Below are 22,220 nucleotides of genomic sequence, written 5' to 3'. Positions count from 1 at the left end.
AAGGATTTCGAATCAACGCCGAGGACTCTATCGACGCGGATCGATTGACGCAACCATCGATTTGCGTCGATACTTGCCACCATGATGGTCACCGAACCCGGCCCCCGCCTGCTCGCGACGCAGGACGCCGCCACCTACTCGGAGTGGTTCGCGAGCCTCGCCGAACCCACCCGCGTGCGGCTGCTGCACGCCGTCGCGACCTCCGGCCGCTCGATGACCGTCGGCGAGCTCACCGAACTGCTCGGCATCAGCCAGTCGACCTGCTCGCACCACGTCCGCAAGCTCGCCGACATCGGCTTCGTGCTGCTGCACAAAGAAGGCACGGCCACCCACGTGACCGTGAACCCGAACTGCTGCACCGGCCTCCCGCACGCCGCCGACGTCGTGATGGGCGTGCTCGAAGCGCGACCCTGCTGCCCGGCCGATGTCCCCGGCGACGTGGTCGTGCGGCCGCTCGAACCCGGCGACTGGACCGCGGTGCGACGGATCTACGGCGAGGGCATCGCCACTGGTGACGCGACCTTCGAGACCGAGGTGCCCAGCCGGAAGTCCCTGGAGGCCAAGTGGCTCCCGGACCACCGCTGGATCGCGGAGGTCGACGGCGCTGTCGCGGGCTGGGCCGCCGCCACCCCGGTGTCCACACGCGACTGCTACGCCGGCGTCGCCGAGACCTCCGTCTACGTCGGCGAGGACTTCCGCGGCCGCGGCGTCGGCAAGTCGTTGCTGAGCAAGCAGGTCATGGCCGCCGACGAGGCCGGCCTGTGGACGTTGCAGACGTCGATCTTCCCCGAGAACCGCGCCAGCCTCGCCCTGCACCACTCTGCGGGCTTCCGCACCCTCGGCGTCCGCGAACGCATCGCGCAACACCACGGCGTCTGGCGCGACACCGTCTTCCTCGAACGCCGAGCCGACTAGCCCCTGTTGACCCCAAACCGCTGCCGGGCACGGCAACGGCTACTTCGAGGTGCCCATGAACAGTCACGACCCATTGTCATCGGCGCAGGCCAGTCCGAACTCGCCGCCGCCCACGCCCTACTTGCCCACGGCATGCGCCCGCTGGTGCTTGAAGCCGGCGCCGAACCGGTCAGCTCCTGGCCGCACTACTACGACAGCCTCACCCTGTTCTCTCCCGCCCGGTACAGCGCCCTGCCCGGTCTACCGTTCCCCGGCGACCCCGAGCACTACCCGCACCGCGACGAGGTCGTGGACTACCTCCGCTCCTACGCCGCACCCCTCGATACCGACATCCGCACCGGCCATCGGGTCGCGAAGGTAGCGCACGACAACGGGTTCCGCGTCACAACCGACGACGGCACCGACTTCGCCGCGCCCATCGTGATCGCCGCGACCGGTGGCTTCGGCAGACCTCACCGCCCGGCGCTGCCCGGTCTCGACGACTTCCCCGGCACCGTGCTGCACGCGGCGCAGTACCGCTCCCCCGAGCCGTTCCACGACCAGCGCGTCATCCTGGTCGGCGCCGGCAACTCGGCCGTCCAGATCGCCGCCGAACTCGCCGACCACGCCCAGGTCACCCTCGCCACCCGCAAGCAGGTGAAGTTCTCCGCGCAACGCCCGTTCGGCCGACCTGCACTTTTGGCTCGACCGCACCGGCCTGGGCCACCTCCCGATCGGCCCGTGGCTGCCCGACGGCTTCACCACCCCGGTCCTGGACACCGGCCGCTACCGATCCGCACTCGACCAGCACCGTCCGGACCGCCGACCGATGTTCACCGCGCTGGAAGGCTTTAAGGCGATCTGGCCGGACGAGCAGCGTGAACATGTCGACGCGATCATCTTGGCCACCGGGTACCGACCCGACCTGCCGTACCTGGACGCGTTGAGCATCGAGCACAACCGAAGCCTTTCGCCGCATCGTGGACTCGGCTTCGTCGGTCTCGAATGGCAGCGCAGCCTGTCGTCCGCCACCTTGCGGGGTGTCGGCCGGGACGCAGCACATGTGGTGCGGCGGCTTGTCAGGTGAGCGAGAGCTGGTCGCGGTGGAAGTCGAAGTGCTGCACCGGGAAGCGGTACAGGTCGGCAAGTGTCATGAAGTCCCGGAAGAACGGGTCCCAGCGCGTGGGGTAGGGCATGCCTCGGGCGAGGCTGCTGTCGTCCTCGCGGTCAAGGCGCCGGTGCAACGCGGCGATGGTGCGATCAGCCAAGACCATCACTCCCTGCTGTACCGCTGCCGCGAAGTCGGCCTACTGTCGGACTCTGCGGCAAGCCGTGCCTACCAACGCATGCACAGCTTGCGCACCGAGGAAGGCTTCAAGCCCGAACCGCTGGAGTGGTATCCGGGTGAGCAACCCACCTTGCTCGCGCAGGCCTTCGACCTCGCTTGCGACCACGGATTGTCGATCACACAACTCGCTGACCAGCTGGCCTGGAAGGTGCCGCGCATCCGCGAGTTCCTCGGCGTTCCGGACATACGTCCTGTACTGCGCGTCATGCGCTGACCCGAACGCCGCGCAGCCCGCCGTCAGCACGTGTCACAACCAATTCCGTGAGCTCTCCACGAACCGCACTCATGAATTCCCGCGCCCGCTCCATGCTGACCTTCAGCTCGATCCGCAGGGCGTCCGCCGAGATGGGCCTTTTGTGCGCTGCCCAGTGCCGAGCATCGGCCTGCCGTGCTCGGTCGAGATCCTCCAGCCCCGCACCGGTCAAGCCGTGGACGTACTCATCGACGCGCTTCCCACGGTCTTCCCAGCGCGGAACTGGGACAGTTGCGAGGTCGGCTGGGATCATTCCCGGTCCGACTTCTGCCCACCCGATCAGGAGCATCGGACCGACCGCGTCGAACGCGGCCTTCCCGCAGCCGCCGGACAGCAACGGGTCCGCCACGTTGAGCGCCAGCGTCACCGCGCTCACGAAGAGCGTGAACCGCCGAGCGGCCTCAAGACCTGGACAGATGCGCCGCGCACGGCTTAGATGCCTCGTCGCAAGCAGCAGTCCGAGTACCGAGAGCGACAGCAGGCGCGATGAGCGGAGCCACCCAGCCGGAACGTCGAGCCCGGAGAGCGAGGTTGAGGACGTTGCCGAAGCCGAACAGGAACGTGAGCCGACCACCGCGGCCATGCTCACCGTGACCGCCCGCTCGACGTCGTGAAGGATCCCGGAAGCAGCGCCCGAGGGGACCGAGGACATCCTTGGGATTGAGAAGCACCCTGCAGCGAGGTGGTGTGCCTAGGCGGTGGTCTGGTCGTAAGTCGTGCGGCTGTCAAGGCAGCCGTGGAGGATGCCGACGAACTGGTTGGTGAGGTGTCGCGGAGGCGGCGTTGTGTGGCGCACCGCGACCGCGTTGGCCGTCGCAGGCACCCAGCTCCTTCACGTCGCAGACCGGTCGTGGTGGCGCAGCGCGAACCCACCGTATGGCTGGCTCGGCGGACAACTCTCAACGCAGCACGGGAGAATTACTCCGACAGGCCTTGACCATGCCGTCCGCCACGACGGGCCTGCGCGTTCAGCTGATCGGGAAGCGCGCACCCTCAGCGGTAATGACCTTGGCCGCTAGAGCCTCGAATTCACGGCGCGTCCGTTTCCGGTGCTTACCGCTGGTGTCTCCGAGCAGCAGCCCGGCAAGCTCGTCGAGGCCCCACGTGACCAGGACTCCGTGCCGCGCGAGATAGAGCCCCACGGCACGGACGTGGTTGAGGTCATTGGTGTCGAGCCACGCGTACAAAAGGATTTGCCATAGCCACCGCGAGACCCTGTCAAGGTCGGCCAGCGACATCACGGTCTTGACGTCGACCAGCAAGGTCTCGGTGCTGGTGCCCACCAGCAGGTCGCCATCGGCCCAGTTCGGCACGAACGTAGGGGCCGCGACTCCGAGAGAAACACCTGGTCCGGGGTTACCGGCAAGATGCCGGAACTCGTTGAGCGCGGTGTGCCGGACGCGCCAGGTCAGCTTGACCAGCTCGGTCACCGCCTGCTCGCTGGGCAAGGCACGCAGGTCCTCGGCACGGCCACCGGTGCGCAGTGCGCCGGCCAGACGTTCGTCGACCTCGCCGGAACGGTAGATGCCCTCGCACGCGGAGATCACCCAAGCCGAGCGTGCCAGCCCGGCCTCGGCGCCGTTCGAGCCGAACAGCCCGACTGGCGCGTGCGTGGCCTGGTAGGCGCGGGTACGGGCGAGGAGATCGCGTAGCGCGACACTTGCGGACTGGTCAACGCCGCGAACATCGCCAGTCCGCCCCAGGTCGAGCCAGCCGTCCGGGGTACGGCGCAAGGACAGTGCACGGGCGCGGTGTTCAACGTCGAGCTCCTGGTGGCTCGGATATGCGGCGGCCTCCGCGTGCGCCTGAGCGAACGACAGCCATCCGGCCCGGATCATGCCCAGCAGCGCACCGTAGGGCGGGGAAGGGTCGACCAGGTCCGCCAGTCGCTGACCGAAAGCTCCCCCGATGTCGGCCCAGTGGCGTCTGTCGGGCCGTCCAGTAGGTCGGACCAGGGCCTTTCCGGCAGACTTGGCCGCGGCGGCAATCTGGCGTGCGACCTCGGGCGTGCCGGGGAACGTCGCCGCACACCAGCGGCCTAGCTCGCCGCGGTGCAGCTGGGTGGTCAAGCTCACCGATACACCAGCCCCTGAATTCGGGTCGCCTGCTCGGCGCCGAGCTTTCTGGGGGCCTCGTCGGAGATCACGATGGTGTGGCTCATCGCCTTGCGTCGCCCCTCTTCTCTGCACCTACGGCGAAATTGCCGCTGAGTCGAGCATTCTCCAGGGCGGCGAGTTGCACCCCAAGAACATCCCCTGGGATCAGAGACTCAGGCTGCAACGGCGTGGTGCGCCAGGCGGTGGTCTCGTCGTAGGTTGTGCAGCTGGCGAGGCGGCCGTGGAGGATGCTGACGAGGCGGTTGGCAAGGTGGCGAAGGGCGACGTTGTGTGGCACGCCGCGAGCGCGTTGGCGGTCGTAGTAGGCCCATGCTTGGGTGAGGCGCTCAGCGCGCTCATGACTTGGCGCATGAATGAGTCGACCAGTCTGGTGTTGCGCACGTACCGGCAGTTCACGGTGGTCTTGCGGCCCGAGTCAATGGCGACCGGCTGGTACCGGTGTAGTTCTTACGAGCCTTCGAGCTGGCGTACCGGGTCCGGTCGGCACACTCCCCGACTTTAGTCTGCCTGCACGCTGGAGTACTGCGACGATCTGCTCGTGCGTGTCCCTGACCGCAGACACCGGATCCGGACCCCGCTTCAGCAAGACCAGGCACTCGCCCACGTCGCCGCGTCCAAGCGTCGCAGGACCGCGTGTCCCTGCTCCCGGCAGCGCTTCCCCATCTGCCACCACAACCGCACGCGACAGCCCTGACCGACGCTCTCATCGACGTGGAACTCATCGAGGACGCCCTGGCCCGCCTGCGTGCACTAGCCGGTCTGCCACCTCACTTCACCGCCGAGCGGATCGCAATCGTGCTCAGCGAAGCCATCGCCGAGGCCGTTACCTGGGGCGACCCTTTCCTCAAGCGTAAGATCTACCGCGCCATCGCCTTACGCCTTACCCCCGCACAGCTCGATCTGGCACTTGCCGAGGTCCAAACCTGCCCAGGTGCGGCGGATGCGCTTGCAGCGCTCGCACCCCACCTGTCCGAACCGCAGCTTGACTGGATGTTGCGGCTCGCGAGCTCCTCCGCGAACAGCTACCACTTGAGACTCGTGCTGGAGGCCCTCGCTCCACACCTGTCCGCGACACAATTGGATGTGGCGCTCACCCTGGCGACCGCGGACGCAGACGCCCGGAACAGCGCGGACGTGCTGATCTCCCTGCTCCCGCATCTGCCCGAGAGATCGGGGCGAACCGCGGCTGAGACGGTGATCGAACTCTGTTCACGTGCGCGAGCCGTCATACCGGCGCCGAACCGACCGGCGTGCGTTGACTTCCGTTACCCAGGAACGCCTCCTGAAGCAAGATCGGTTCACCCGGAATCGTAGATCGCCCCAAATAGAGAACCGCTCGCGGTGGCCGTCTGACCGATCATGGCTGCAACCCGCTCAAGCCGTGATCTCACTGCTCTGGCTCGATCGGTACCTGGATACGGCTTCGCGCAACAACTACGCCGTTCTTGATCACGTAGCACTCGACGTAATGATCGCCCCTGAAGTTCGTCTCCTCTCCCCGCGCTCTGGACTGGTTCGGGTCGATTATCTGTCCACGAACGCGGTCTAACCGTTCGGCCTCGGGCCCGCGGTTGAGGACCTTCCACTTGACTTTGTACGGCTCCGGCACCTCGCACTCGACGATCGCGAAGAGCAACTTCTTGCGTGGCCTCAGTGGCCACCGGTGCTGCAACATGGTTCGCAGCTTCTGCGGCCTGAAGCCGTCTTGTGACACCGTGCAATCGATCAGCACGGTGTGCCGGATGTCCACGGGGTACCTGTCCTCGATGAACTCCTCGGTATCCCTGAAGCCAACCGACTCACGAGCCGCCGCAGCTGCAGCCGCGCTGGGGACAGGCTTGCCGAAGACGGCCTTCCACTTCTTGTTCGCGACGGTCTTGCCCTCTGCAGCGATCGCCGCGTCGCAGAGTTCGTAAGCGCGTTTGGCCCGGCGCTGGAACTTCTTCTTCACCTTGACCTGTTGCCCGCTCCCCAGAGCGGCGTAGTGCTCGTGGTCTTCCTCCTCCGACAGGAACTTGAAGAAGTCGCGGGCCATCAACCCGTAGGACACCGGGGTAGCTGTGTGATACTCCTCGTTGTCCCGGATGAAGTTGTGGGTCAACGTGTCGATGAGCAGACCACTCATGACGACGCCGTGCGCGTTCTTCCAAGCACGCACCATCTTGCAGAGGTTCCTGAGGTTCCCCTTGCTCAACGCGTCCTTCGCGCGGATCGCCTCGATCTCTGCACGTGGCTTGGTCACCTTCCACGACTTCGAGTAGGTGTCCGGGTACGAGAACGACTCGTCCTCGTTCTCGAAAACGGGCTGCACCTCGAACTTGAAGTTCTGGAACTGCACCACCACGACAAGCCGATCGACTTTGACCTCCGTGTCCGGGTACCGCGCTTTGATGGCGGTCCGGGTACGCGTGAGGATCTTCTCCGGTCCGTCGGCCTTCTTGTGCGCGTCCCGGATGCTCGCCGGCAGGATGAACAGCATGTCGAGGTCCGAGATGCCGCGGATCGCCGAGCCTCGACCGTAGGAGCCGACCATCAACTGGTTCCTGGTCGACTTGTCGACGCCGCGGAACTCCTTGTTCAGCGCCTTCACGATCTCCGTCCGGCGATTGATGATCGCCGACCTGTTGTCGATCTTCAGGTTCTTCAGCAGACCTTCGAAGATCTCACTCGATTTCACGGGCCGGGCGCTCCCCTGTCTTGCGCAGGTCAACGGGCAGCAGCTGGTCGATCTCGCGAGGCGAGAACGTCAGGTCCTCTTTGTCCTTCAACGCCAGTTGCGCTGCCGCGTATGCCTTCGGCGTGGTTCGAGGTGCATCGCCGTACACCTCGAGCGCCTGCTGCTGAAGCCGGTCGCGCACCTCGCGTCCCTCGTTCAGCGCGAGGGCACCGGCCTGGATGTCGACGATGAGCGAGAGGTACGACTCACGGAGGTTCCACAGCTTCGCGGCGATGCCCCGGTGCTTCTGCGTGTCCTCGCCGTGGCTGAACGTCTTGCTGCCCAGGTTCATCGCCGTCACCGACAACGCGATGAAGGAGGGGCGAGGGCCGCCCACTCCTTGCTCGTCACCAGGCCGAGCAGGGAGGCCAGGAACGTACCGGAGCTGATCACCATCAGCCCGACCAGCAGCCGCTGCTGCCTGCGGTGCTTCTGGAAGCAAAGATCGGCTTGCTTTTCGTGGACCTTGTGACTGTAGGCGACACGTGCATACATCTCACGAACCTGCGACAGCAGCAAGGCCCGCCCGTCATCGTTCACCCGGGTTCTCTCGGTCTCGCTCACCCTTCAACCTCCCGCGCCGATCGACCGGAGTCGGTGCTGCCCAGCAGTGGCCGAAACTCGGTCGAACATGGGTTCGATTTTGCGTGGGCAGCCGACAACAGCAAGCAGGCTCGCCGTGCTTCATCACATCGAGGAATCGTCGCGAGTGAAGGACTTCAGCTACTCGCGGCCTCAACAGGTGGCCGATGGGGTGCGCTGGCCATGCGATTCCTGGGACGACTGGCGAAAACGACGATGATACGCCGCGACTCCGCCCCCGAGGAACGCGTTGAGCCGCCAACGGGCCTGGTCCCACCGGACCACGCGACTCCGTTCCCTCCCGGATCGATCCCGTGCTCGCCACGCCCGGCTCGCCGCACTCGAACCGCAAGGTTTCCACAGCAGTCGCGGTCTTACCTTTCCAAGGTCAATGGCGTGAAGGTGTGTTGCAGTGCAGCGCGAGGAAACGCGTCGCGAACAGCAAGCCCAAGATCGACAAGTCGACGGCAGGCGCGATGAGCAAAGCGACCCAGACAGGAACACCGAGTCGCAGAGCGAGGCTGAGCACGTTGCCGAAGCCAAACAGGAACGTCAGCCCGACCACCGTAGCCATGATCACCGTGACCACCGCTCGACATCGTGAAGGACCCCGGAACCGGCGCTCGATGAGCCCAGGCCGCGCCCGAGATCCCTGACCTGCAACGACACGGGAGACACGACGCGACACGAGCCCCCGACGCATCTTGACCCCGAAGTGCGGAAACGGCACCCGCCGGCATTAGCCGACACCTCCGCCAGGGCCTACCCGAGGACTCTTAACCAGCGGGTCGCGAACAACGTCTCGGGGTGACGAACCAGGTCGAGGCAGCTGCCTGCGGTACTGGGCGTCTGCCTCACTTTGGTCTGCGCTCACCGGTTGCCGTCACTCTTCGGTGACGTGCCGCAGATAGGCCTCCGGCGTGTTCATGTACCTGCGCCAGTGGTCGACGAGAGCGAGGTCCTCCCACGCGGCGCGGTGGAACCCGTGCTCGTTCACCTCGATGATGTCGGCGTCCGGGGTGGACGCCAGGATCGGTGAGTGGGTGGCGCAGATGATCTGCGCGCCGGACTTGCCGAGCTGGTACATCAGCGACACCAGCCGCAGGCAGGACTGGAACGACAGCGCGGCTTCTGGCTCGTCCATCAAGTAGAAGCCGGGTTCGCGGAACATCGCCGAGAACACAGTGAGGAACCCCTCGCCGTGGCTCATCTCGCTGGTGTCCTCCTCCCAGTAGCCCTGCATACCGCTGACGGCCTCCATGAAGCCGAAGGCGGTCTCCGCACGGAGGAAGTAGCCCTTGCGCTTCGTGCGGGTGCCCGACCGTTGCCGGGCCCCGGCAGTGGTGGTCTCGAAGCGCACCATCTCGCCAAGCGCGGTCTTCGGGCGGTCGTTCGCGTACTTGCGTCCGGCTCGTCCGCCGCGCGCGTCCAGGCCCCACGCCTCCGCGAACGCCTCGACGAGGGTCGACTTGCCCGAGCCGTTCTCGCCCACGAGGAAGGTGATCGGCTTGTCGAAGGACATGCCCTCGTCGGCCAGTTGAGCGACGCACGGCACGTCGAGCGGCCAGGTTCGGCGGGAGCCCTTGGGAAGCGACTCCTCGGGGATGTACGCGCGGCGGGCGAGCATGACGTCAGGTTCCTTCGATCAGCGGTAGTCGGTTCGCAGGCTCCCGCAGGTGTGCGGTTGTCCGCTCGGCGACACGCCGGGGCAGATCAGTCCGCACAGCTGTCGATCTGAGCCTGTCTGCATGGCCCCACCACGCCCGAACCCGCCAGTTGCTGCGCGAGACCTTGGTCGATGGTGTCGGCGTGTGCTCTGAGCCAGGCGATCTCGTTGTGCAGCCAGGAATCGGGGCCGAGGACGCGTCCGGCACGCGAGTGGAAGTCGCGCTCGTCCTCGACTCTCGCCACGATACGCGCACCGAGGTCCCGGCGGTCCTCAAACCTGTACTCGTCGAGGAAGAGGCGCAGCAGGGCCAGCTGGTGGTCGAGGTCGGCGATCTCGGCGCCCAGCAGCCACAACCAGGCGGCATAGGCGAGGTCGCGGGCGCGAGGGCCGGGGGCGGCCTGGTCGAAGTCGAAGGCCGAGGCGGGGAGGTGGTCGACGAAGGCCACGTTGAGCGGTGAGAAGTCGTTGTGGCACACCGTTTCCTCGTCGGCCGTGAGCGATGAGCCCGCGGTGGCGTCGTGCAGGCGGCGGAGCAACCGGGCTGCGGCCGTGATCTGGGCGGGTGACCAGTCGCGGGTCCGGAAGGCGGTTGTGGTCGAACCGGGTTGGAAGCTGAGGATCTCGCGGCCCTTGGCGTCGATGCCGAGCAGTCTCGGGGCGGCGTCGCAGTCGACGTCCTCCAGGTGCTGCAGGAGTCGGTGCACGAACGGCGAGTGCGGGCCGAGTGGCCGGCGGACCGTGTTGCCGACGCGAACGACACCCTCGGTCATCAGGCCCCCGGTCAGCGGGATCTCGTGGTCGTCTGGGAGGGTCACTCGCACTCCTCGTGGTTGTTGGAACAGCGGCATGAAATCGGTGCTTGCCAAGCGGTGTCCAACAACCGACACGCCGACCGAAGACAACCAGGAGTTGTTGGTGGAGCTGGACCTCGGTGCCGTCCGAACCTTCCTCGCCGTCGTCGACGACGGGCACTTCACCGAGGCGGCCGACCGGCTCGGCATGACGCAACAGGCCGTGTCGAAACGGATCGCCAGGCTGGAGGCCGACCTGGACGTGGTGCTGTTGCACCGGTCGCGCACCGGGGCCGTGCCAACTGAGGACGGCACGGCGTTCCTGCCCCACGCCAGGGCACTCATCAGCCTCGCCGACCAAGCCACCGCGATGCTCCGCGCGCGTCGGCGGCCGTTGCGGATCGACGTGCTCGCCCGCGTCGCAGCGCCGATCGATGTGGTCAGGGCGTTCTACGAGGCAACCGATGTCGACGTCGACATCGTGGTCTCCCGCGGCTCCAACGCGACGGCGCTTGCCGGCGGGTCGGTCGACGTGGCGTTCGGGCGTGTCACCGGGCCTCTTCCGCCGGGAATCGAGCGGATCCCTGCCTGCTTGGAGCCGATTCCAATCCTGGTCAGCCGTCGGCACCGGCTGGCGAGGCGCAAGAGCGTGTCAACCCACGAACTGGCGGGATTGACCGCGTGGATGCCAGGCAACACCGGCGACAGCGAGTGGGCGGAGTACTACCGCCACCTCAGCGCCGAGTTCGGGGTCCGGATCGACAGCTCCGGGCCGGTGTTCGGGGGCGAGCACGTCATGGACACGATCGGGGCCTCACCGGAGCTGATCACCTTCGGCACCACCCGCCAGTTCCCGGTGCACCCGGACGTCGTGCAGGTCGCGGTCACCGGGCCCACGCCGGTCTACCCCTGGTCGCTGCTGTGGCACGAGGCGAACCGCCACCCGTCGCTGCCGCTGCTCATCGGCCACGTTCAGGGCCGCTACCGACCCTGGGCGGAAGGTCAGTGGTTGCCGGTTCCCGACCGTCCTCTCTTCACCGCGGAGGGTCAGACCCGGGCTTGAGTGAGGAAAGCCTTCGTCGCCCGCGGGGTGCGCAGCACGTGCAGCGTCGCGTCACCGGCGTGCGAAGCAATCGCGTCCATCAGCACCGGGCGGCTCTTGCGCCGCCACGACCACAGCCAGACCCAGAAGTCGACCCGCTCGCGTGACCGCAGCAACGCCCGCCAGGCACACCGCCAGAACGAGAAGTCGAGCAGGAGAACGGTGTCGGCTCGCTGCAGCCGCACCTCCAGCACGTCGTACGGGCCGAGGTCGCCGTCCATGATCCACTGGTCAGACACGGCGAGCTCGCCCTGCACCACGGCCCACAGCTCTGCGGGCATCGGCTCCAGCCGCGGGCCCCAGAAGTGCTTGTCCAGCTCGACGACCGGCAGGCCGGTGGCCTTGCCGAGGGCGCGCGCCAGCGTCGACTTCCCCGCGCCGCCGCGGCCGAGGATCACCACGCGTTTCACGCCGGCAGGGCGTCGCCGGGGAAGCCGTGGCACGGGTGCACTTCGCACCGCATCATCCCGGCCTGCACGCACGGGTCGCCGGCCATGATCTCCGCGGCCTCCTCGGCCGACACGGTCATGATCGCGACGCCGGCCATCGTGTCAGAGGCGACCGGACACAGGATCGCGATCACGCCGTCCGCGCGCAACGACACCATGCGCCGCTGGTGTTCCAGCTCGATCGCGTCCGCGCCGGCAACCGTTCGTGTGCCCCAGTGCAGCAGGGCGACGCTGTAAGGCTGGGCGGTCGCGGCCAGGGCCTTGATCTGCTCGTCGGTCACGGTCGTGCTCATGAACTCTCCCCCAGTCGTTCGGCCAAGGACACGATGATTCCCTCGGGACCACGAACATAGGCCATCCGCCACGTCCCCTCGTACTCGCCGATGCCGCCCACCAGCCCGTAACCCGCGGCTGCGGCGTGGTCGACGGCCGCTTGCAGGTCGTGCACCTCGAACGCGACGTTGCGCAGGCCCAGCTCGTTGGCGGGTGCGGCGGGGGAACCGGGGAGGTGCTGAGGGCGGGTGAAGCTGGAGAGCTCCAGGGTGGTGCCGCCGTCGGGTGCGTGCAGCATGACGATCTCGGTGCGCGCGCCGGTCATGCCGATCACCGTGTCCAGGAACTCGCCCTCGACGGCCATCTTGGGGCTGGCTCGCAGGCCGAGTGCGACGAAGAACGCGGTGGCGGTGTCGAGGTCGGCGACGGTGATGCCGACGTGGTCGAAGCGTTTGATGAACGTCATGGGGTTCCTTCCGGGAAAGCCACTACCTCGGCGGACTGCTCAGCCCGCGCACAGCTCTGCCACCTTCGCGTCGGTGCACGGCAGGTACCGGAACTGCCGCATCACCTCCGCCGCCTCGTCCGTCCTCAGGTACTCGAGGAACGCCGCCGCCAGCGTGCCCGCCGCGTCGGCGCCCGCGGTGCGGTAGATCCGCTCCACCGCCCAGAACCGGTACCTCAGGCGCAGCACGTCGGCGGTGTCGGCGGTCAGCTCGGCCACGCCGACGTTGTCGATCGCGAGCGGCTGCACGCTGGAGCTCTGCAGGGCGCTGGCGATGTCGGAGTAGCCGATCGCGTACTCGTCGGTGGCCACGGCGGCGATCACGTCGGCGGTGGACGTGCGTTCGCAGATCACCGCGCTGTCGCCGGGCTGGCGGGGTTCGCGGCAGTTCTCGGAGGTGGCGCTCAGGTCGGCCTGCACGCCCAGCCTGGCCTCCAGCGTCTTGCGGGTGCCGGAGTCGGTGTTCCTGGCGACGACGTGGATGGGGTGGTCCTCGCCGGTGATGTCCTTCCAGTTGGTCAGCCGGCCGGAGAAGATGTTGATGACCTGGTGCGTAGTGAGGTTGCTGATCTTGCGGGCTTTGTGGGCGACGACGGCGAACGGGATGACGGCCAGATCGGTGGAGCGCAGGGAAGCGAACTCCGGTGGTGCTTTGACGTCGGACAGGGCCAGCAGGCGTTCGTCCGGGGCGCTGTTGAGCTGTTGCAGGCCGGCGAGGCTGCCTCGGGTGCTCAGCCGGACGACCGAGCCGGGGCAGAGGGTCTCGTAGGCGCCGGCGAGCTTGGCCGCGGTCGAGGCGAAGGCCGTCGAGCCGCTCAACGCGAGCGTGTCGCGGACGCAGGCGAGGTTGGCGGGGCGGTCGACGGGTGGGAGCAGGAACGCCGTCAGCGCGCCGGTCAGGAAGATCACCGTCAGGCCCGCCCACAGCGGGGTGTAGGGGCCGGTGCGGCGCTTGGTCTCCTGGGTGGTGATGCGGCCGTCGCGGAGCCTGCCCTCGACCTTCGCGCCGCCGCCGGAGCCCTGCAGGACGATGACGACCTTGAACGACGCGTCGGGCTTGAGGCGCACGGCCGGCAGCGTCACGCGGTCCTCGCCGGGGACCGCGCGGAGGTCGGGCAGGTCGGCCACGAGGGTGGCGAGGTTCTGCGGTTCGGACTCGGTGACGTCGAGGGACACCAGTCGGCGGCCGGGGAAGTGCAGGGACAGCGGGGTCACGTAGTCGTCGGACTCGATGCGTTCGCGGCCGGTGTTCTTGACGCGGGCGACGATGATGCCGGCGTCGGTGATCGGGATGCCGTCGCTGTCGAGCGAGACGTGCCGGCCCCGGTCGACGCTGAACGGCGCGTCGATGCGCACCCGGCACGACAGCAGGCGTTCCTGCTGGGCGTGCTGGTGGGTCGTGTAGACCAGCACGGCGCAGGCCACGGCCGCCGCCACGAGACCCCAGATGCCCTGTGCCCGCACGGAGGTTCCGGCGGTCTGCTCGACGAACAGCGCCATCAGCACCAGCGCACCCGCGAGCACGACCGTGGCGACGGCGGCGCGCAGGGGCCTCGACCAGGCCTTGCGTTCGACGGGCGCGGCGTCGTCGATCAACGTGCCGGGCGGCGGGGTCACCGCGGCGAACGCGCCGGGGTCACCGCTCAGCTCCACGCGCTTCTCGGCCGCTTCCACCTCGCGTTCGACCTGCTCGTCGTCGTACTCCGGGTAGGCCTTCCTCAGCAGCTCCCGGCTGGCCTTGCGCAGGCGGCTGCGGGCCGCGGGGTCCTCTGGCAGCACCTAGTCATCCGTTCCGTCGTGCGCGGGTCCGTGGCACTCCGGGCACCGCCCGGACAGCCCGTGCAGGAAGTAGGACGTGTACGTCACGGCCTGGCGCATCACGCTGCCCGGTCCGTCGCCACCGTCGAACCCGTCGGTGCGCAGGAAGTGCATGACCATCCGCTCCCAGTGGTCCTGGGCCTGGCGCCAGTCGCCCTCGTGGCGCATGGCGAAGCGGAGCGCGAAGTACGGCGGGATCTCGTGGCCGTGCCGGGAGTACTGGAGGCTGGCCAGGCGCGGGATGTTGCCGGTGGGCAACGGGCCGAGCCGGTCGCCCTTGGAGCCGGGAGAACGGTTCGAGGTCGCGTTGATGACCATGTAACCGGCCACCGCACCCGCGAAGCCGGTGACGACGAGCCAGCCCGCGATCGACAGCAGCAGCGCCGGGAACCAGACCCAGGCGTGCCGCGACTCGGCGGCGACGTCCCACGGCGAGGAGATCAGGGCGCTGATCTCGTAGGCCTTGTCCCAGCCGAGCACGAACCCGTTGAAGCAGAAGAGGACCGCGCAGACGATCAGGACCAGGTACCCCTGGGTGACGAGCCAGTAGACCAGGCCCGTGTGCCGGAACCTGCCGCGCCACCACCGCCGGAACCTGTCACGCAGGGGCTCGCGACTGGCCCGCCCGATGCTCGACGGCTCGACCCACCCCTCCACACCCGGTGGGACACGCCGACTTTCGCCGATCACACCACCATTCGACACGGGCGGGCGGTGCTCGATCATCCGAACCGGCGGACTATGGCACACGTCACACGACGGGCCGGTCCGAGGTGGCGATCACCTTGGAGGAAAACGAAAACTCAGCTGTAGGTGCGGCGCAGCAACCGGTGGACGCGGCGGACCGCGGCCAGCCGCTCGTCCACGTTGATGTCGAGCGCCCGCACGACCGGGTCCTCCGGCCCGCGCCGCTGCCGGATCTCCGCGAGCCGGGCCTCCACCGTGATCGAGTGGCCGTCCGGGCTGGTCGTCATGTCGGAGTACCAGAGCGCGTCGCGGAGCCTGCCGCGTTCGTCGGGGAACTCCGCCAGCTGGTCGGCCATCCCGGTCACCTCGGCCACCGCCGACGCGCCGGAGTGGTGGGCGACCAGGCCGCACACGCGTGGCGAGATACCGGCTCGCAGCAGGTAGCGGGCGCCGTCGAGGGGGTGCAGGCCGGTGTCGGTGAGCTCGGCCGCGTAGCCGATGTCGTGCAGCCAGGCCGCGGCGACGAGCAGTTCGCGCTCCTCGAACGGCAGGACGCGGGCCACCTGCTCGGCGCGGCGGGCGACGCCGGCGGTGTGCGCCCAGCGGGGGCAGGGTGTCGGCGAGCAGGCGGCGGGCGGTGTTCTCGGACCACTTCGAGAACCAGGTGTCCGGCACCTGGGCGGTACCGGAGGTGAAGTTCTCGGCCGCGGCGCGGACGGCGCGTTCCACCAGCAACGGGATGAAGTCGCGCACTCGGGCGTCGCAGAAGCGGGCGTAGGCGCGGGCGACCCACTCGTGCACGAGGCTGGCCGGCACCTGGTCGCAGTCCCTGACCAGCCGCGACTCCAGCCGGCTGATCCGCTCGTCCGCCTGAGGACGAGCTACGGACAAGGGTGAGAGCACGTCCACAAGGTCCACGGTAGACGCTCCGGGTGCCGTGGCGAAGGGCCGGGAACGTGGTGAACGACTCGGCAGGCGGCGTGCGTGATCGCTCTCACCCGGGCCGCCCCGGCATGACCTGCTGAGGCGCCGCGGCCTGGGGCGTGTCCCGTGAGTCCGTTCGATGAGAGTCACGGTCGAGAGTCCCGGAGGCGGTGCCGCCCCAGTGGCCCGGCGGCCCCGTCCGGCAGCAGGTCCACCTCGACCTGTGGGTGGAGGACTTCGCCGAGGCGCACGAGCACGTCATGGCGCTCGGCGCGGTGGTGCTGAAGCCTGCCGGGGGCACCACCGCGGGTGACGACTTCCAGGTCTACGCCGACCCGGCCGGCCACCCGTTCTGCCTGTGCTGGCTCGTCGCGGAGCAGTGACCGGAGTTTCCATTCGTCCAAGGCGGAACCACCGGCGTGCTGCGAGCATGGCGGCATGCCTACCTGGGATGACGTGGTGACGCTGGCGTCACGGCTGCCGGAGGTCGAGGAGTCGACCTGGTACCGGACGCCGTCGCTGAAGGTCGCGGGCAAGGGGTTCGCCCGGCTGCGGACCGAGGCCGAGGGCGGGCTCGTGCTGATGTGCGAGCTGGACGAGAAAGCGGCGCTGCTCGCGTCCGGTGACCCCGCCTTCTACACCACGCCGCACTACGACGGGTACGGCGCGATCCTGGTCGATCTCGAGAAGGTCGACCAGGACCAGCTCGCCGAGCTCGTCGAACAGGCCTGGCGGCTCAAGGCCACCGCCAAGCTCCGCAAAGCCCACGAACAAGGCAACGGAGATCAGCCGAGCGCCCGGCGGGCGTAGGCGCGCACGTCCGCGTCCGTGTCGTCCGTCGCCCTCTTCAACGCCAGCGCGACCGCCGGGTCGTCCGCCCACCTGGCGAGCGCCCGCACCGCCGCCTTGCGCACGTCCAGGTTGGGGTCGGTCAGCAGGCCGGCGACCAGGTCGCGGTCGTCGAGCGCCTTCGCGGCACCGACGCGCACCTCCCACGCGGGATCAGCCAGCAACTCGACCGCGCGCTCGTGCAACGACGGCGGGTGCCCGACCCGTTCGGCGGCCTCCAGCGCGGCTGCCCGCACCAGCGGATCGAGGTCGGCGGACAGGGTGACCAGCACGGACACGTCGACGGTGCCCTTGGCGACCTGGACCCGCAGCTCCCGTGCCGGGTCCGCGACCGCGGCGGCCAGCAGGTCGTCCTCGCGCAGCGCCACGAGGCCGCGCACCGCCGCCAGCCGCACCTCCAGGTCGGGGTCGGCGAGCCCGGCCGCGTAGACCTGCGGGGTGCCGAGCTTCAACGCCCACAGCACCTCCAGCGCGATCGCCCTGGCCGGGGAGAGTTCCAGGACCTCCCTCAGCGCCTCCGACGGCGGTACGACCTCGACCAGCTCGCGCAGCCCGGCGGCTGCGACCTCCTGGGTCTCGGCCTGCGCCATCGCCCTGACCAGCGCGAACTCGAATCCAGGTGGCACAGCCTCGGTCAGCACGGCCAGCGCGGCCCTGCGCACCACCGGGTCGGGGTCCACCAGGTACGGCTCCAGGTCCGCGAGCGCGGGCTGCGAGTCGACCAGGGCCAGCACCTCCAGCACCCGCGCCGACTCGACCACCGACTCATCAGGAGCGACATCAGAGACCTCGGCGCTCACCCGCACCGACCGGGACCCGAGGAACTCCTCCACCCCGGGCCGGTGCGTCACGCCTTCCACCTCAACCAGATAGGGCGCGACCGGCCGCTTGACGAACTCCATCTCGCCGTCGGCGTTCTTGCGCAGGTTGAGGTGGTGGAACCAGCGCGAGTCGTCGCGCTCGGGCAGGTCCACGCGCGAGTGGTACAGCCCCCACCGCGACTCGTCGCGCATCAACGACGACGCCGCCGCCATCTCCGCGCAGTCGCGAATGAACGACACCTCCACGCACCGCATGAGCTCGTGCGGGGTGCGCGCGCCCATCGCCGCGATCTCCGCCTCCATCCGCGCGAACGCCTCCAGGGCGAGGGAGAGCTTCGTCTCGCTCTTGGGCGGTGCCACGTAGTCGTTCACGAACCGGCGCAGCTTGTACTCGACCTGCGGCTGCGGCGGCCCGTCCGGGTGCCGCGAGTGCCGGAAGATCAGCTCGTGCGCTTCGGCGACCTGCTCGGCGGGCAACGCGTCCGGCCGGGCGAAGTGCGCGGAGGCGTGCGCACCGGCCAGGTCGCCGAACACGAACGCGCCGATCATGTAGTTGTGCGGCACACAGGCAAGGTCTCCGGCCGCGTACAGCCCCGGCACGGTGGTGCACCCGTTCTCGTCCACCCACACGCCGGACGCGGAATGCCCGCCGCACAACCCGATCTCCGAGATGTGCATCTCGATGTCGTGCGTGCGGTAGTCGTGCCCGCGTCCACTGTGGAACGTGCCGCGCGACGGCCGTTCGGTGGCGTGCAGGATCCCTTCCAGCGCCGCGACCGACTCCTCCGGCAGGTGCGTGGTCTTGAGGTAGATCGGTCCGCGGGCCGACGCGATCTCCGCCGCCACCTCGGCCATCATCTGCCCGGACCAGTAGTCGCAGTCGACGAACCGCTCCCCCAGCGAGTTCACCTGGTAGGCGCCGAACGGGTTGCCGACGTAGGCGCACGCGGGCCCGTTGTAGTCCTTGATCAGCGGGTTGATCTGGAAGCACTCGATCCCGGACAGCTCGGCCCCGGCGTGGTAGGCCATCGAGTACCCGTCACCGGCGTTCGTCGGGTTCTCGTAGGTGCCGTACAGGTAACCGGAAGCGGGCAACCCGAGCCGGCCGGACGCACCGGTCGCGAGGACCACCGCCCCGGCCTCGACGGTCACGAACTCCCCCGTGCGCGTGTTGAAGCCGGCCGCCCCGACCGCACGGCCGCCGGAGACCAGCACCCGCACCGGCATGACCCGGTTCTCGATGCGCAGCCGTTCCCGCAACCGCCGTTCGCGCATCACCCGGTACAGCACCTTCTTGACGTCCTTGCCCTCCGGCATCGGCAGCACGTAGCTGCCCGACCGGTGCACCTGGCGCACGTGGTACTCGCCGAACGAGTCCTTCTCGAACTTCACGCCGTAGCGCTCAAGCCGTTGCACCATCTCGAAACCGCGGTTCGCGGTCTGCATCACGGTCCGCTGGTTCACGATGCCGTCGTTGGCGCGGGTGATCTCGGCGACGTAGTCCTCCGGGCGTGCCTTGCCCGGGATGACCGCGTTGTTGACGCCGTCCATGCCCATCGCGAGCGCACCCGAGTGCCGCACGTGGGCCTTCTCCAGCAGCAGCACGTCCCGTCCGGCCTCGGCAGCGGTGATCGCGGCCATGGAACCCGCGGTGCCACCGCCGATCACCAGGACGTCACAGGAGAGTTCGACCGTCATGCCCTCACCGCCGCCAGGATCGCGTCGCGCCTGCGTTCGACCTCGCCCGCGCCGAGGACGACCACGCGGTCGCCCAGCAGCACGGCCTCGTCGACGTCGTGCGTGACGAACAACGTCGTGGTGCCGGACAGCACCTCGGTCACCAGTTCCTGCATCGACGCACGGGTCTGCGCGTCCAGGGCACCGAACGGCTCGTCCATCAGCACGACGGACGGCTGCTGGGCCAGGGTCCGCGCCAGCTGGACCCGTTGCCGCATGCCGCCGGACAGCTCACGCGGCAGGTAGTCCTCGAACCCCGCCAGCCCCACGCGTTCGAGCCACGACGACGCCAGCGCCCGCCGTTGGGCCCGCGGAACCCCTTGCAGCGACAGCGGAAGCTCGACATTGCGCAACGCCGAACGCCACGGCAGCAACCCGTCCTCCTGGAACACCAACGCCCGGTCGCGCGACGGGCCGTCAACGGGCTGGCCGGACACCGAGATCGAGCCGCCGAACGGAACCAGCCCGGCAACGGCGCGCAGCAACGTCGACTTGCCGCAGCCGGAGGGTCCCGCCACGACCACGAACTCACCGGTGCCGACGTCGAGCGAGAAGTCGGCCAGCACGGTCGACCGGCCGTACCCGACCGTCAGCGAACGCACGCTCAGGCTCATCGCAGCGCCTCCCTGGGCAACCACCGGGTGACCCGGCGACCGAGCAGTTCCACCGCGGCCGAGGTCAGGTAGCCGAGCAGGCCGATGGTGACCATGCCGACGATCACCGCGGGGTAGTCGACGATCGTGTAGGCCTGCCAGGTGCGGTAGCCGACGCCGAACTGGCCGGAGATCATCTCGGCGGAGATCACGCAGATCCACGCCACGCCCATGCCGACGGACAGCCCGCCGAACACACCGGGCAACGTGCCGGGCAGCACCACCCGGAACAACACCTGCCGGCGGCTCGCCCCCATCGTGCGGACCGCGTCCTCCCAGATCGTCGGCAACGCGCGCACGGCGTGCCGGGTCGACACCAGGATCGGGAAGAACGCCGCGACGAAGGTGATGAACACGATCCCCTGCTCGTCGGTCGGGAACAGCAGGATCGCGATCGGCACCAGCGCGATGGCCGGGATCGGCCTGATCACCTCCAACGGCGGCCGCAGCACGTCACCCAGCAGCCGGGAGCGCGCGACCACCACCCCGAGCGCGATGCCGAGCACGGCGGCCAGCAGGAAGCCGGTCATGATCCGCGCCAGGCTGCTGCCCAGGTCGTGGTAGTACTCCGCGCCGCCGACCTGCGCCGCGAACCGTTCCGCGACCTCGACGACCGTCGGCAGCTGGTCGAACCGCAGCCACAGCCGCGTGTTCGAGGCGGTCAGCAGCTGCCACAGCAGCAACCCCGCGGCGAGCGACCCCAGTCGCAGGACCCAGCGCATCACCGGCCCGCCTGGGAGAGCGCCTGCTGGAAGGTCAGCACCGCACCGCGCTTCGCCGCCGCGGCCTCGGTGGTGAACGGCAGGAACTCCGCACCCGACCGCACCCAGTAGGCGTGCTCGGCGAACCACCGCGTACCGGTCTCCGCGTCCGGGACGTACGCGACCCGCAGCTTCTTCCCGCCGTTGACCAGCTTCAGCAACGCGGTCGGCGAAGCGACCGGTTCCGGTGCGCTGCCCTCGAACCACACCTCGCTCGCGGTTTTCGGGTCACCGCCTAGCGACGCCGGGTTCGTCAGGTCCTCTGTGGATTGCTGAACGTCGCTCAACGGCTTGTCGTCGATGAACTTGTCGACATCGAGCTCGTCGATGTTGCCGATCGACTTGAGGAACGGCACGTCTTCCTTCAGAGCGTTGCGCAGCACCGACTTGAGCGACAGGTCGAAGGTCGCGATGCCGTTCGGGCCGTTGTAGAGGTAGACGACCTCGACGGGCAGCCCGGTCGCCTTGGCGACGATCTCGGCTGCTTCGAGCGGCTTCTCGTGCAGGAACTTCGTCGCGTCGAGCTGAGCGCGCAGGAACTCCCGCAGGACCTCCGGCTGTTGCTGGGCGAACGGGTTGCGCACCGCGGTTCCGTGCAGGGTCGGCAGGTTCAGCGCGGCGCCGTCGTAGAGCAGCTTGGCCTGCTTGGCGAACACCAGCTGGCCCGGCCACGCCACGAACTGCGCCAGCGCGGCGACGTTCCCGGACTGCAGCGCGGAGACACCCACCGACGGCTGCTGGTTCTCGACGGTCACCTTGGTGCCGCCCAACGCCCGGACGAGGGTGCCGTGACCGGCCGACCCGACGCTCGCGGACACCTTCTGCCCGTTCAGGTCCGCCAGCGTCTTCGCCGACGAGCCCGGTGGCACGACGACCATGTTCAGCGCGCCGCGGGCGTTGTAGCCGGTGACCGCCACCATCCTGGTGCCCTGGTCGCCCTGCTTCTGCGTGCGGGACCCGTTGATCAGCAACGGGTAGTCGCCCATCGAGCCGATGTCGATCTTGCCGGCGATCATCTGCGCGGTGATCGGCGCGCCGGTGTCGTAGTCCTGCCAGGCGACCTGGTACGTCTTGCCGGTCTTCTTGCCCAGCTCGGTGAGCCGTTGCTCGAAGAAACCCCTGTCGCGCAGCAGGGTTCCGGCGGTGACGGTGTTGATGGTCTTGGACTGGTAGCCGATGACGACCGGGACCTCGTCACCGGAGGAGGCCTCACCCGTGCCGCACGCGGCGACGAGGAGAACCGCTGCCAGAGCGAATCGCTTCACAGTTCT

28 protein-coding genes and 1 pseudogene are annotated in these 22,220 nt (G+C 68.6%); 9 read left to right on the top strand and 20 right to left on the bottom strand.

Translation table 11 applies throughout. The features are described 5' to 3' along the window. The first annotated feature begins 81 nt into the window (after positions 1 to 81). The 3 genes from BBK82_RS29955 to BBK82_RS56395 all read left to right on the top strand — a co-directional run bounded on the left by BBK82_RS29955 (position 82) and on the right by BBK82_RS56395 (position 1,981). The gene (locus BBK82_RS29955) at positions 82 to 915 is read left to right on the top strand and encodes a helix-turn-helix domain-containing GNAT family N-acetyltransferase (protein ID WP_065917981.1); all 834 of its coding nucleotides are present in this window, start codon (positions 82 to 84) and stop codon (positions 913 to 915) included. A 132-nt stretch (positions 916 to 1,047) separates the two neighbouring features. Then, positions 1,048 to 1,749: a flavin-containing monooxygenase gene (locus tag BBK82_RS29950; RefSeq protein ID WP_335617988.1), complete on the top strand. Its 702-nt coding sequence runs from the start codon at positions 1,048 to 1,050 to the stop codon at positions 1,747 to 1,749. Beyond that, positions 1,724 to 1,981: an NAD(P)/FAD-dependent oxidoreductase gene (locus BBK82_RS56395; RefSeq protein ID WP_335617987.1), complete on the top strand. Its 258-nt coding sequence runs from the start codon at positions 1,724 to 1,726 to the stop codon at positions 1,979 to 1,981. Before BBK82_RS29950 ends, BBK82_RS56395 begins: the two co-directional genes overlap by 26 nt. Here BBK82_RS56395 and BBK82_RS29945 read toward each other — a convergent pair. Next, complete coding sequence (locus tag BBK82_RS29945) at positions 1,974 to 2,162, bottom strand: hypothetical protein (RefSeq protein ID WP_335617986.1); 189 nt, start codon at positions 2,160 to 2,162, stop codon at positions 1,974 to 1,976. The genes BBK82_RS56395 and BBK82_RS29945 overlap by 8 nt on opposite strands. Positions 2,163 to 2,249: 87 nt before the next feature. On the opposite strand from BBK82_RS29945, the gene BBK82_RS29940 reads away from it, so the two are divergent. Continuing rightward, on the top strand, positions 2,250 to 2,456 hold the full coding sequence (locus BBK82_RS29940) for a hypothetical protein (RefSeq protein ID WP_154697585.1): 207 nt from the start codon (positions 2,250 to 2,252) through the stop codon (positions 2,454 to 2,456). Here BBK82_RS29940 and BBK82_RS52395 read toward each other — a convergent pair. Together BBK82_RS52395 and BBK82_RS29930 are read right to left on the bottom strand one after the other, a co-directional pair. Continuing rightward, a complete protein-coding gene (locus BBK82_RS52395) occupies positions 2,446 to 3,147 on the bottom strand; it encodes a hypothetical protein (protein ID WP_179953711.1) in 702 nt (233 codons plus the stop codon). The two genes, BBK82_RS29940 and BBK82_RS52395, sit on opposite strands and share 11 nt — an antisense overlap. A 316-nt stretch (positions 3,148 to 3,463) precedes the next feature. Further along, positions 3,464 to 4,570 (bottom strand): hypothetical protein, encoded by a 1,107-nt coding sequence (locus BBK82_RS29930; protein WP_065917978.1) that lies wholly within the window; start codon positions 4,568 to 4,570, stop codon positions 3,464 to 3,466. A gap of 753 nt (positions 4,571 to 5,323) precedes the next feature. Here BBK82_RS29930 and BBK82_RS29920 point away from each other — a divergent pair. After that, positions 5,324 to 5,926: a hypothetical protein gene (locus tag BBK82_RS29920; RefSeq protein ID WP_154697584.1), complete on the top strand. Its 603-nt coding sequence runs from the start codon at positions 5,324 to 5,326 to the stop codon at positions 5,924 to 5,926. Positions 5,927 to 5,999: 73 nt separating this feature from the next. Here BBK82_RS29920 and BBK82_RS29915 read toward each other — a convergent pair whose 3' ends face one another. From BBK82_RS29915 to BBK82_RS29895, 6 genes are all read right to left on the bottom strand, one after another. Then, a complete protein-coding gene (locus tag BBK82_RS29915) occupies positions 6,000 to 7,289 on the bottom strand; it encodes a nucleotide-binding domain-containing protein (RefSeq protein WP_065917975.1) in 1,290 nt (429 codons plus the stop codon). Continuing rightward, positions 7,276 to 7,665 carry an SLATT domain-containing protein gene (locus tag BBK82_RS29910; RefSeq protein ID WP_218920365.1) on the bottom strand — a complete coding sequence of 130 codons (390 nt, stop codon included), beginning with the start codon at positions 7,663 to 7,665 and terminating at the stop codon, positions 7,276 to 7,278. Before BBK82_RS29910 ends, BBK82_RS29915 begins: the two co-directional genes overlap by 14 nt. Then, positions 7,626 to 7,892 carry a hypothetical protein gene (locus BBK82_RS52865; protein WP_218920364.1) on the bottom strand — a complete coding sequence of 89 codons (267 nt, stop codon included), beginning with the start codon at positions 7,890 to 7,892 and terminating at the stop codon, positions 7,626 to 7,628. The genes BBK82_RS29910 and BBK82_RS52865 overlap by 40 nt, the downstream gene beginning before the upstream one ends. A gap of 406 nt (positions 7,893 to 8,298) precedes the next feature. Continuing rightward, entirely contained in the window at positions 8,299 to 8,499 is a 201-nt protein-coding gene (locus BBK82_RS29905) for a hypothetical protein (RefSeq protein ID WP_065917974.1), read from the bottom strand. A 294-nt stretch (positions 8,500 to 8,793) separates the two neighbouring features. Then, complete coding sequence (locus BBK82_RS29900; RefSeq protein WP_065917973.1) at positions 8,794 to 9,537, bottom strand: AAA family ATPase; 744 nt, start codon at positions 9,535 to 9,537, stop codon at positions 8,794 to 8,796. A gap of 86 nt (positions 9,538 to 9,623) precedes the next feature. After that, on the bottom strand, positions 9,624 to 10,394 hold the full coding sequence (locus BBK82_RS29895; RefSeq protein ID WP_065917972.1) for a phosphotransferase: 771 nt from the start codon (positions 10,392 to 10,394) through the stop codon (positions 9,624 to 9,626). Between the two features lie 100 nt (positions 10,395 to 10,494). On the opposite strand from BBK82_RS29895, the gene BBK82_RS29890 reads away from it, so the two are divergent. Continuing rightward, complete coding sequence (locus BBK82_RS29890) at positions 10,495 to 11,433, top strand: LysR family transcriptional regulator (protein WP_065921457.1); 939 nt, start codon at positions 10,495 to 10,497, stop codon at positions 11,431 to 11,433. Here BBK82_RS29890 and BBK82_RS29885 read toward each other — a convergent pair. The 6 genes from BBK82_RS29885 to BBK82_RS29860 form a co-directional block, all read right to left on the bottom strand. Next, positions 11,418 to 11,882: a P-loop NTPase family protein gene (locus BBK82_RS29885; RefSeq protein WP_065917971.1), complete on the bottom strand. Its 465-nt coding sequence runs from the start codon at positions 11,880 to 11,882 to the stop codon at positions 11,418 to 11,420. The two genes, BBK82_RS29890 and BBK82_RS29885, sit on opposite strands and share 16 nt — an antisense overlap. Continuing rightward, positions 11,879 to 12,214 (bottom strand): YciI family protein, encoded by a 336-nt coding sequence (locus BBK82_RS29880; protein WP_065917970.1) that lies wholly within the window; start codon positions 12,212 to 12,214, stop codon positions 11,879 to 11,881. The genes BBK82_RS29885 and BBK82_RS29880 overlap by 4 nt, the downstream gene beginning before the upstream one ends. Continuing rightward, complete coding sequence (locus BBK82_RS29875; RefSeq protein ID WP_065917969.1) at positions 12,211 to 12,660, bottom strand: VOC family protein; 450 nt, start codon at positions 12,658 to 12,660, stop codon at positions 12,211 to 12,213. Before BBK82_RS29875 ends, BBK82_RS29880 begins: the two co-directional genes overlap by 4 nt. Before the next feature lie 39 nt (positions 12,661 to 12,699). Continuing rightward, positions 12,700 to 14,478, bottom strand: coding sequence for a PstS family phosphate ABC transporter substrate-binding protein (locus BBK82_RS29870; RefSeq protein ID WP_065917968.1), 1,779 nt, complete (start codon positions 14,476 to 14,478; stop codon positions 12,700 to 12,702). After that, the gene (locus BBK82_RS29865; RefSeq protein WP_154697582.1) at positions 14,479 to 15,207 is read right to left on the bottom strand and encodes a DUF6313 family protein; all 729 of its coding nucleotides are present in this window, start codon (positions 15,205 to 15,207) and stop codon (positions 14,479 to 14,481) included. A 113-nt stretch (positions 15,208 to 15,320) separates the two neighbouring features. Beyond that, positions 15,321 to 15,767 (bottom strand): HD domain-containing protein, encoded by a 447-nt coding sequence (locus BBK82_RS29860; RefSeq protein WP_237047653.1) that lies wholly within the window; start codon positions 15,765 to 15,767, stop codon positions 15,321 to 15,323. Between the two features lie 50 nt (positions 15,768 to 15,817). On the opposite strand from BBK82_RS29860, the gene BBK82_RS54520 reads away from it, so the two are divergent. Continuing rightward, a complete protein-coding gene (locus tag BBK82_RS54520; protein WP_237047652.1) occupies positions 15,818 to 15,982 on the top strand; it encodes a hypothetical protein in 165 nt (54 codons plus the stop codon). On the opposite strand, the pseudogene BBK82_RS56845 reads toward BBK82_RS54520, so the two are convergent. After that, positions 15,973 to 16,020 (bottom strand): annotated as a pseudogene (locus BBK82_RS56845) (hypothetical protein); the annotation flags it as partial. The gene BBK82_RS54520 and the pseudogene BBK82_RS56845 overlap by 10 nt on opposite strands. Before the next feature lie 278 nt (positions 16,021 to 16,298). On the opposite strand from BBK82_RS56845, the gene BBK82_RS29855 reads away from it, so the two are divergent. Further along, the gene (locus BBK82_RS29855; protein WP_170067985.1) at positions 16,299 to 16,511 is read left to right on the top strand and encodes a VOC family protein; all 213 of its coding nucleotides are present in this window, start codon (positions 16,299 to 16,301) and stop codon (positions 16,509 to 16,511) included. A 55-nt stretch (positions 16,512 to 16,566) separates the two neighbouring features. Continuing rightward, on the top strand, positions 16,567 to 16,938 hold the full coding sequence (locus BBK82_RS29850) for an MmcQ/YjbR family DNA-binding protein (RefSeq protein ID WP_065917966.1): 372 nt from the start codon (positions 16,567 to 16,569) through the stop codon (positions 16,936 to 16,938). On the opposite strand, the gene BBK82_RS29845 is transcribed toward BBK82_RS29850, so the two are convergent. From BBK82_RS29845 to BBK82_RS29830, 4 genes are read right to left on the bottom strand one after another with little or no spacing between them, the layout of a single operon-like run. Further along, positions 16,914 to 19,496 carry a fumarate reductase/succinate dehydrogenase flavoprotein subunit gene (locus BBK82_RS29845; RefSeq protein ID WP_065917965.1) on the bottom strand — a complete coding sequence of 861 codons (2,583 nt, stop codon included), beginning with the start codon at positions 19,494 to 19,496 and terminating at the stop codon, positions 16,914 to 16,916. The genes BBK82_RS29850 and BBK82_RS29845 overlap by 25 nt on opposite strands. Then, complete coding sequence (locus tag BBK82_RS29840; RefSeq protein ID WP_065917964.1) at positions 19,493 to 20,149, bottom strand: ABC transporter ATP-binding protein; 657 nt, start codon at positions 20,147 to 20,149, stop codon at positions 19,493 to 19,495. Before BBK82_RS29840 ends, BBK82_RS29845 begins: the two co-directional genes overlap by 4 nt. Further along, a complete protein-coding gene (locus tag BBK82_RS29835; protein WP_170068119.1) occupies positions 20,146 to 20,910 on the bottom strand; it encodes an ABC transporter permease in 765 nt (254 codons plus the stop codon). Before BBK82_RS29835 ends, BBK82_RS29840 begins: the two co-directional genes overlap by 4 nt. Continuing rightward, positions 20,910 to 22,214 carry an ABC transporter substrate-binding protein gene (locus BBK82_RS29830; protein ID WP_065917962.1) on the bottom strand — a complete coding sequence of 435 codons (1,305 nt, stop codon included), beginning with the start codon at positions 22,212 to 22,214 and terminating at the stop codon, positions 20,910 to 20,912. The genes BBK82_RS29835 and BBK82_RS29830 overlap by 1 nt, the downstream gene beginning before the upstream one ends. Between the last annotated feature and the right edge of the window lie 6 nt (positions 22,215 to 22,220).

This window comes from Lentzea guizhouensis, assembly GCF_001701025.1.
Lineage (GTDB): Bacteria > Actinomycetota > Actinomycetes > Mycobacteriales > Pseudonocardiaceae > Lentzea > Lentzea guizhouensis.
Note: the sequence above shows the minus strand (reverse complement) of the source record. Positions and strands in the feature narration are given on the sequence as shown.

Bases quoted from the DNA above. Each gene is read 5' to 3' on its own strand.
- BBK82_RS29955 (WP_065917981.1), top strand. From the start codon at position 82: ATGATGGTCACCGAACCCGGCCCCCGCCTGCTCGCGACGCAGGACGCC.
- BBK82_RS29950 (WP_335617988.1), top strand. From the start codon at position 1,048: ATGCGCCCGCTGGTGCTTGAAGCCGGCGCCGAACCGGTCAGCTCCTGG.
- BBK82_RS56395 (WP_335617987.1), top strand. From the start codon at position 1,724: ATGTTCACCGCGCTGGAAGGCTTTAAGGCGATCTGGCCGGACGAGCAG.
- BBK82_RS52395 (WP_179953711.1), bottom strand. From the start codon at position 3,147: ATGTCCTCGGTCCCCTCGGGCGCTGCTTCCGGGATCCTTCACGACGTC.
- BBK82_RS29900 (WP_065917973.1), bottom strand. From the start codon at position 9,537: ATGCTCGCCCGCCGCGCGTACATCCCCGAGGAGTCGCTTCCCAAGGGC.
- BBK82_RS29880 (WP_065917970.1), bottom strand. From the start codon at position 12,214: ATGAGCACGACCGTGACCGACGAGCAGATCAAGGCCCTGGCCGCGACC.
- BBK82_RS29875 (WP_065917969.1), bottom strand. From the start codon at position 12,660: ATGACGTTCATCAAACGCTTCGACCACGTCGGCATCACCGTCGCCGAC.
- BBK82_RS29850 (WP_065917966.1), top strand. From the start codon at position 16,567: ATGCCTACCTGGGATGACGTGGTGACGCTGGCGTCACGGCTGCCGGAG.
- BBK82_RS29845 (WP_065917965.1), bottom strand. From the start codon at position 19,496: ATGACGGTCGAACTCTCCTGTGACGTCCTGGTGATCGGCGGTGGCACC.
- BBK82_RS29840 (WP_065917964.1), bottom strand. From the start codon at position 20,149: ATGAGCCTGAGCGTGCGTTCGCTGACGGTCGGGTACGGCCGGTCGACC.
- BBK82_RS29835 (WP_170068119.1), bottom strand. From the start codon at position 20,910: ATGCGCTGGGTCCTGCGACTGGGGTCGCTCGCCGCGGGGTTGCTGCTG.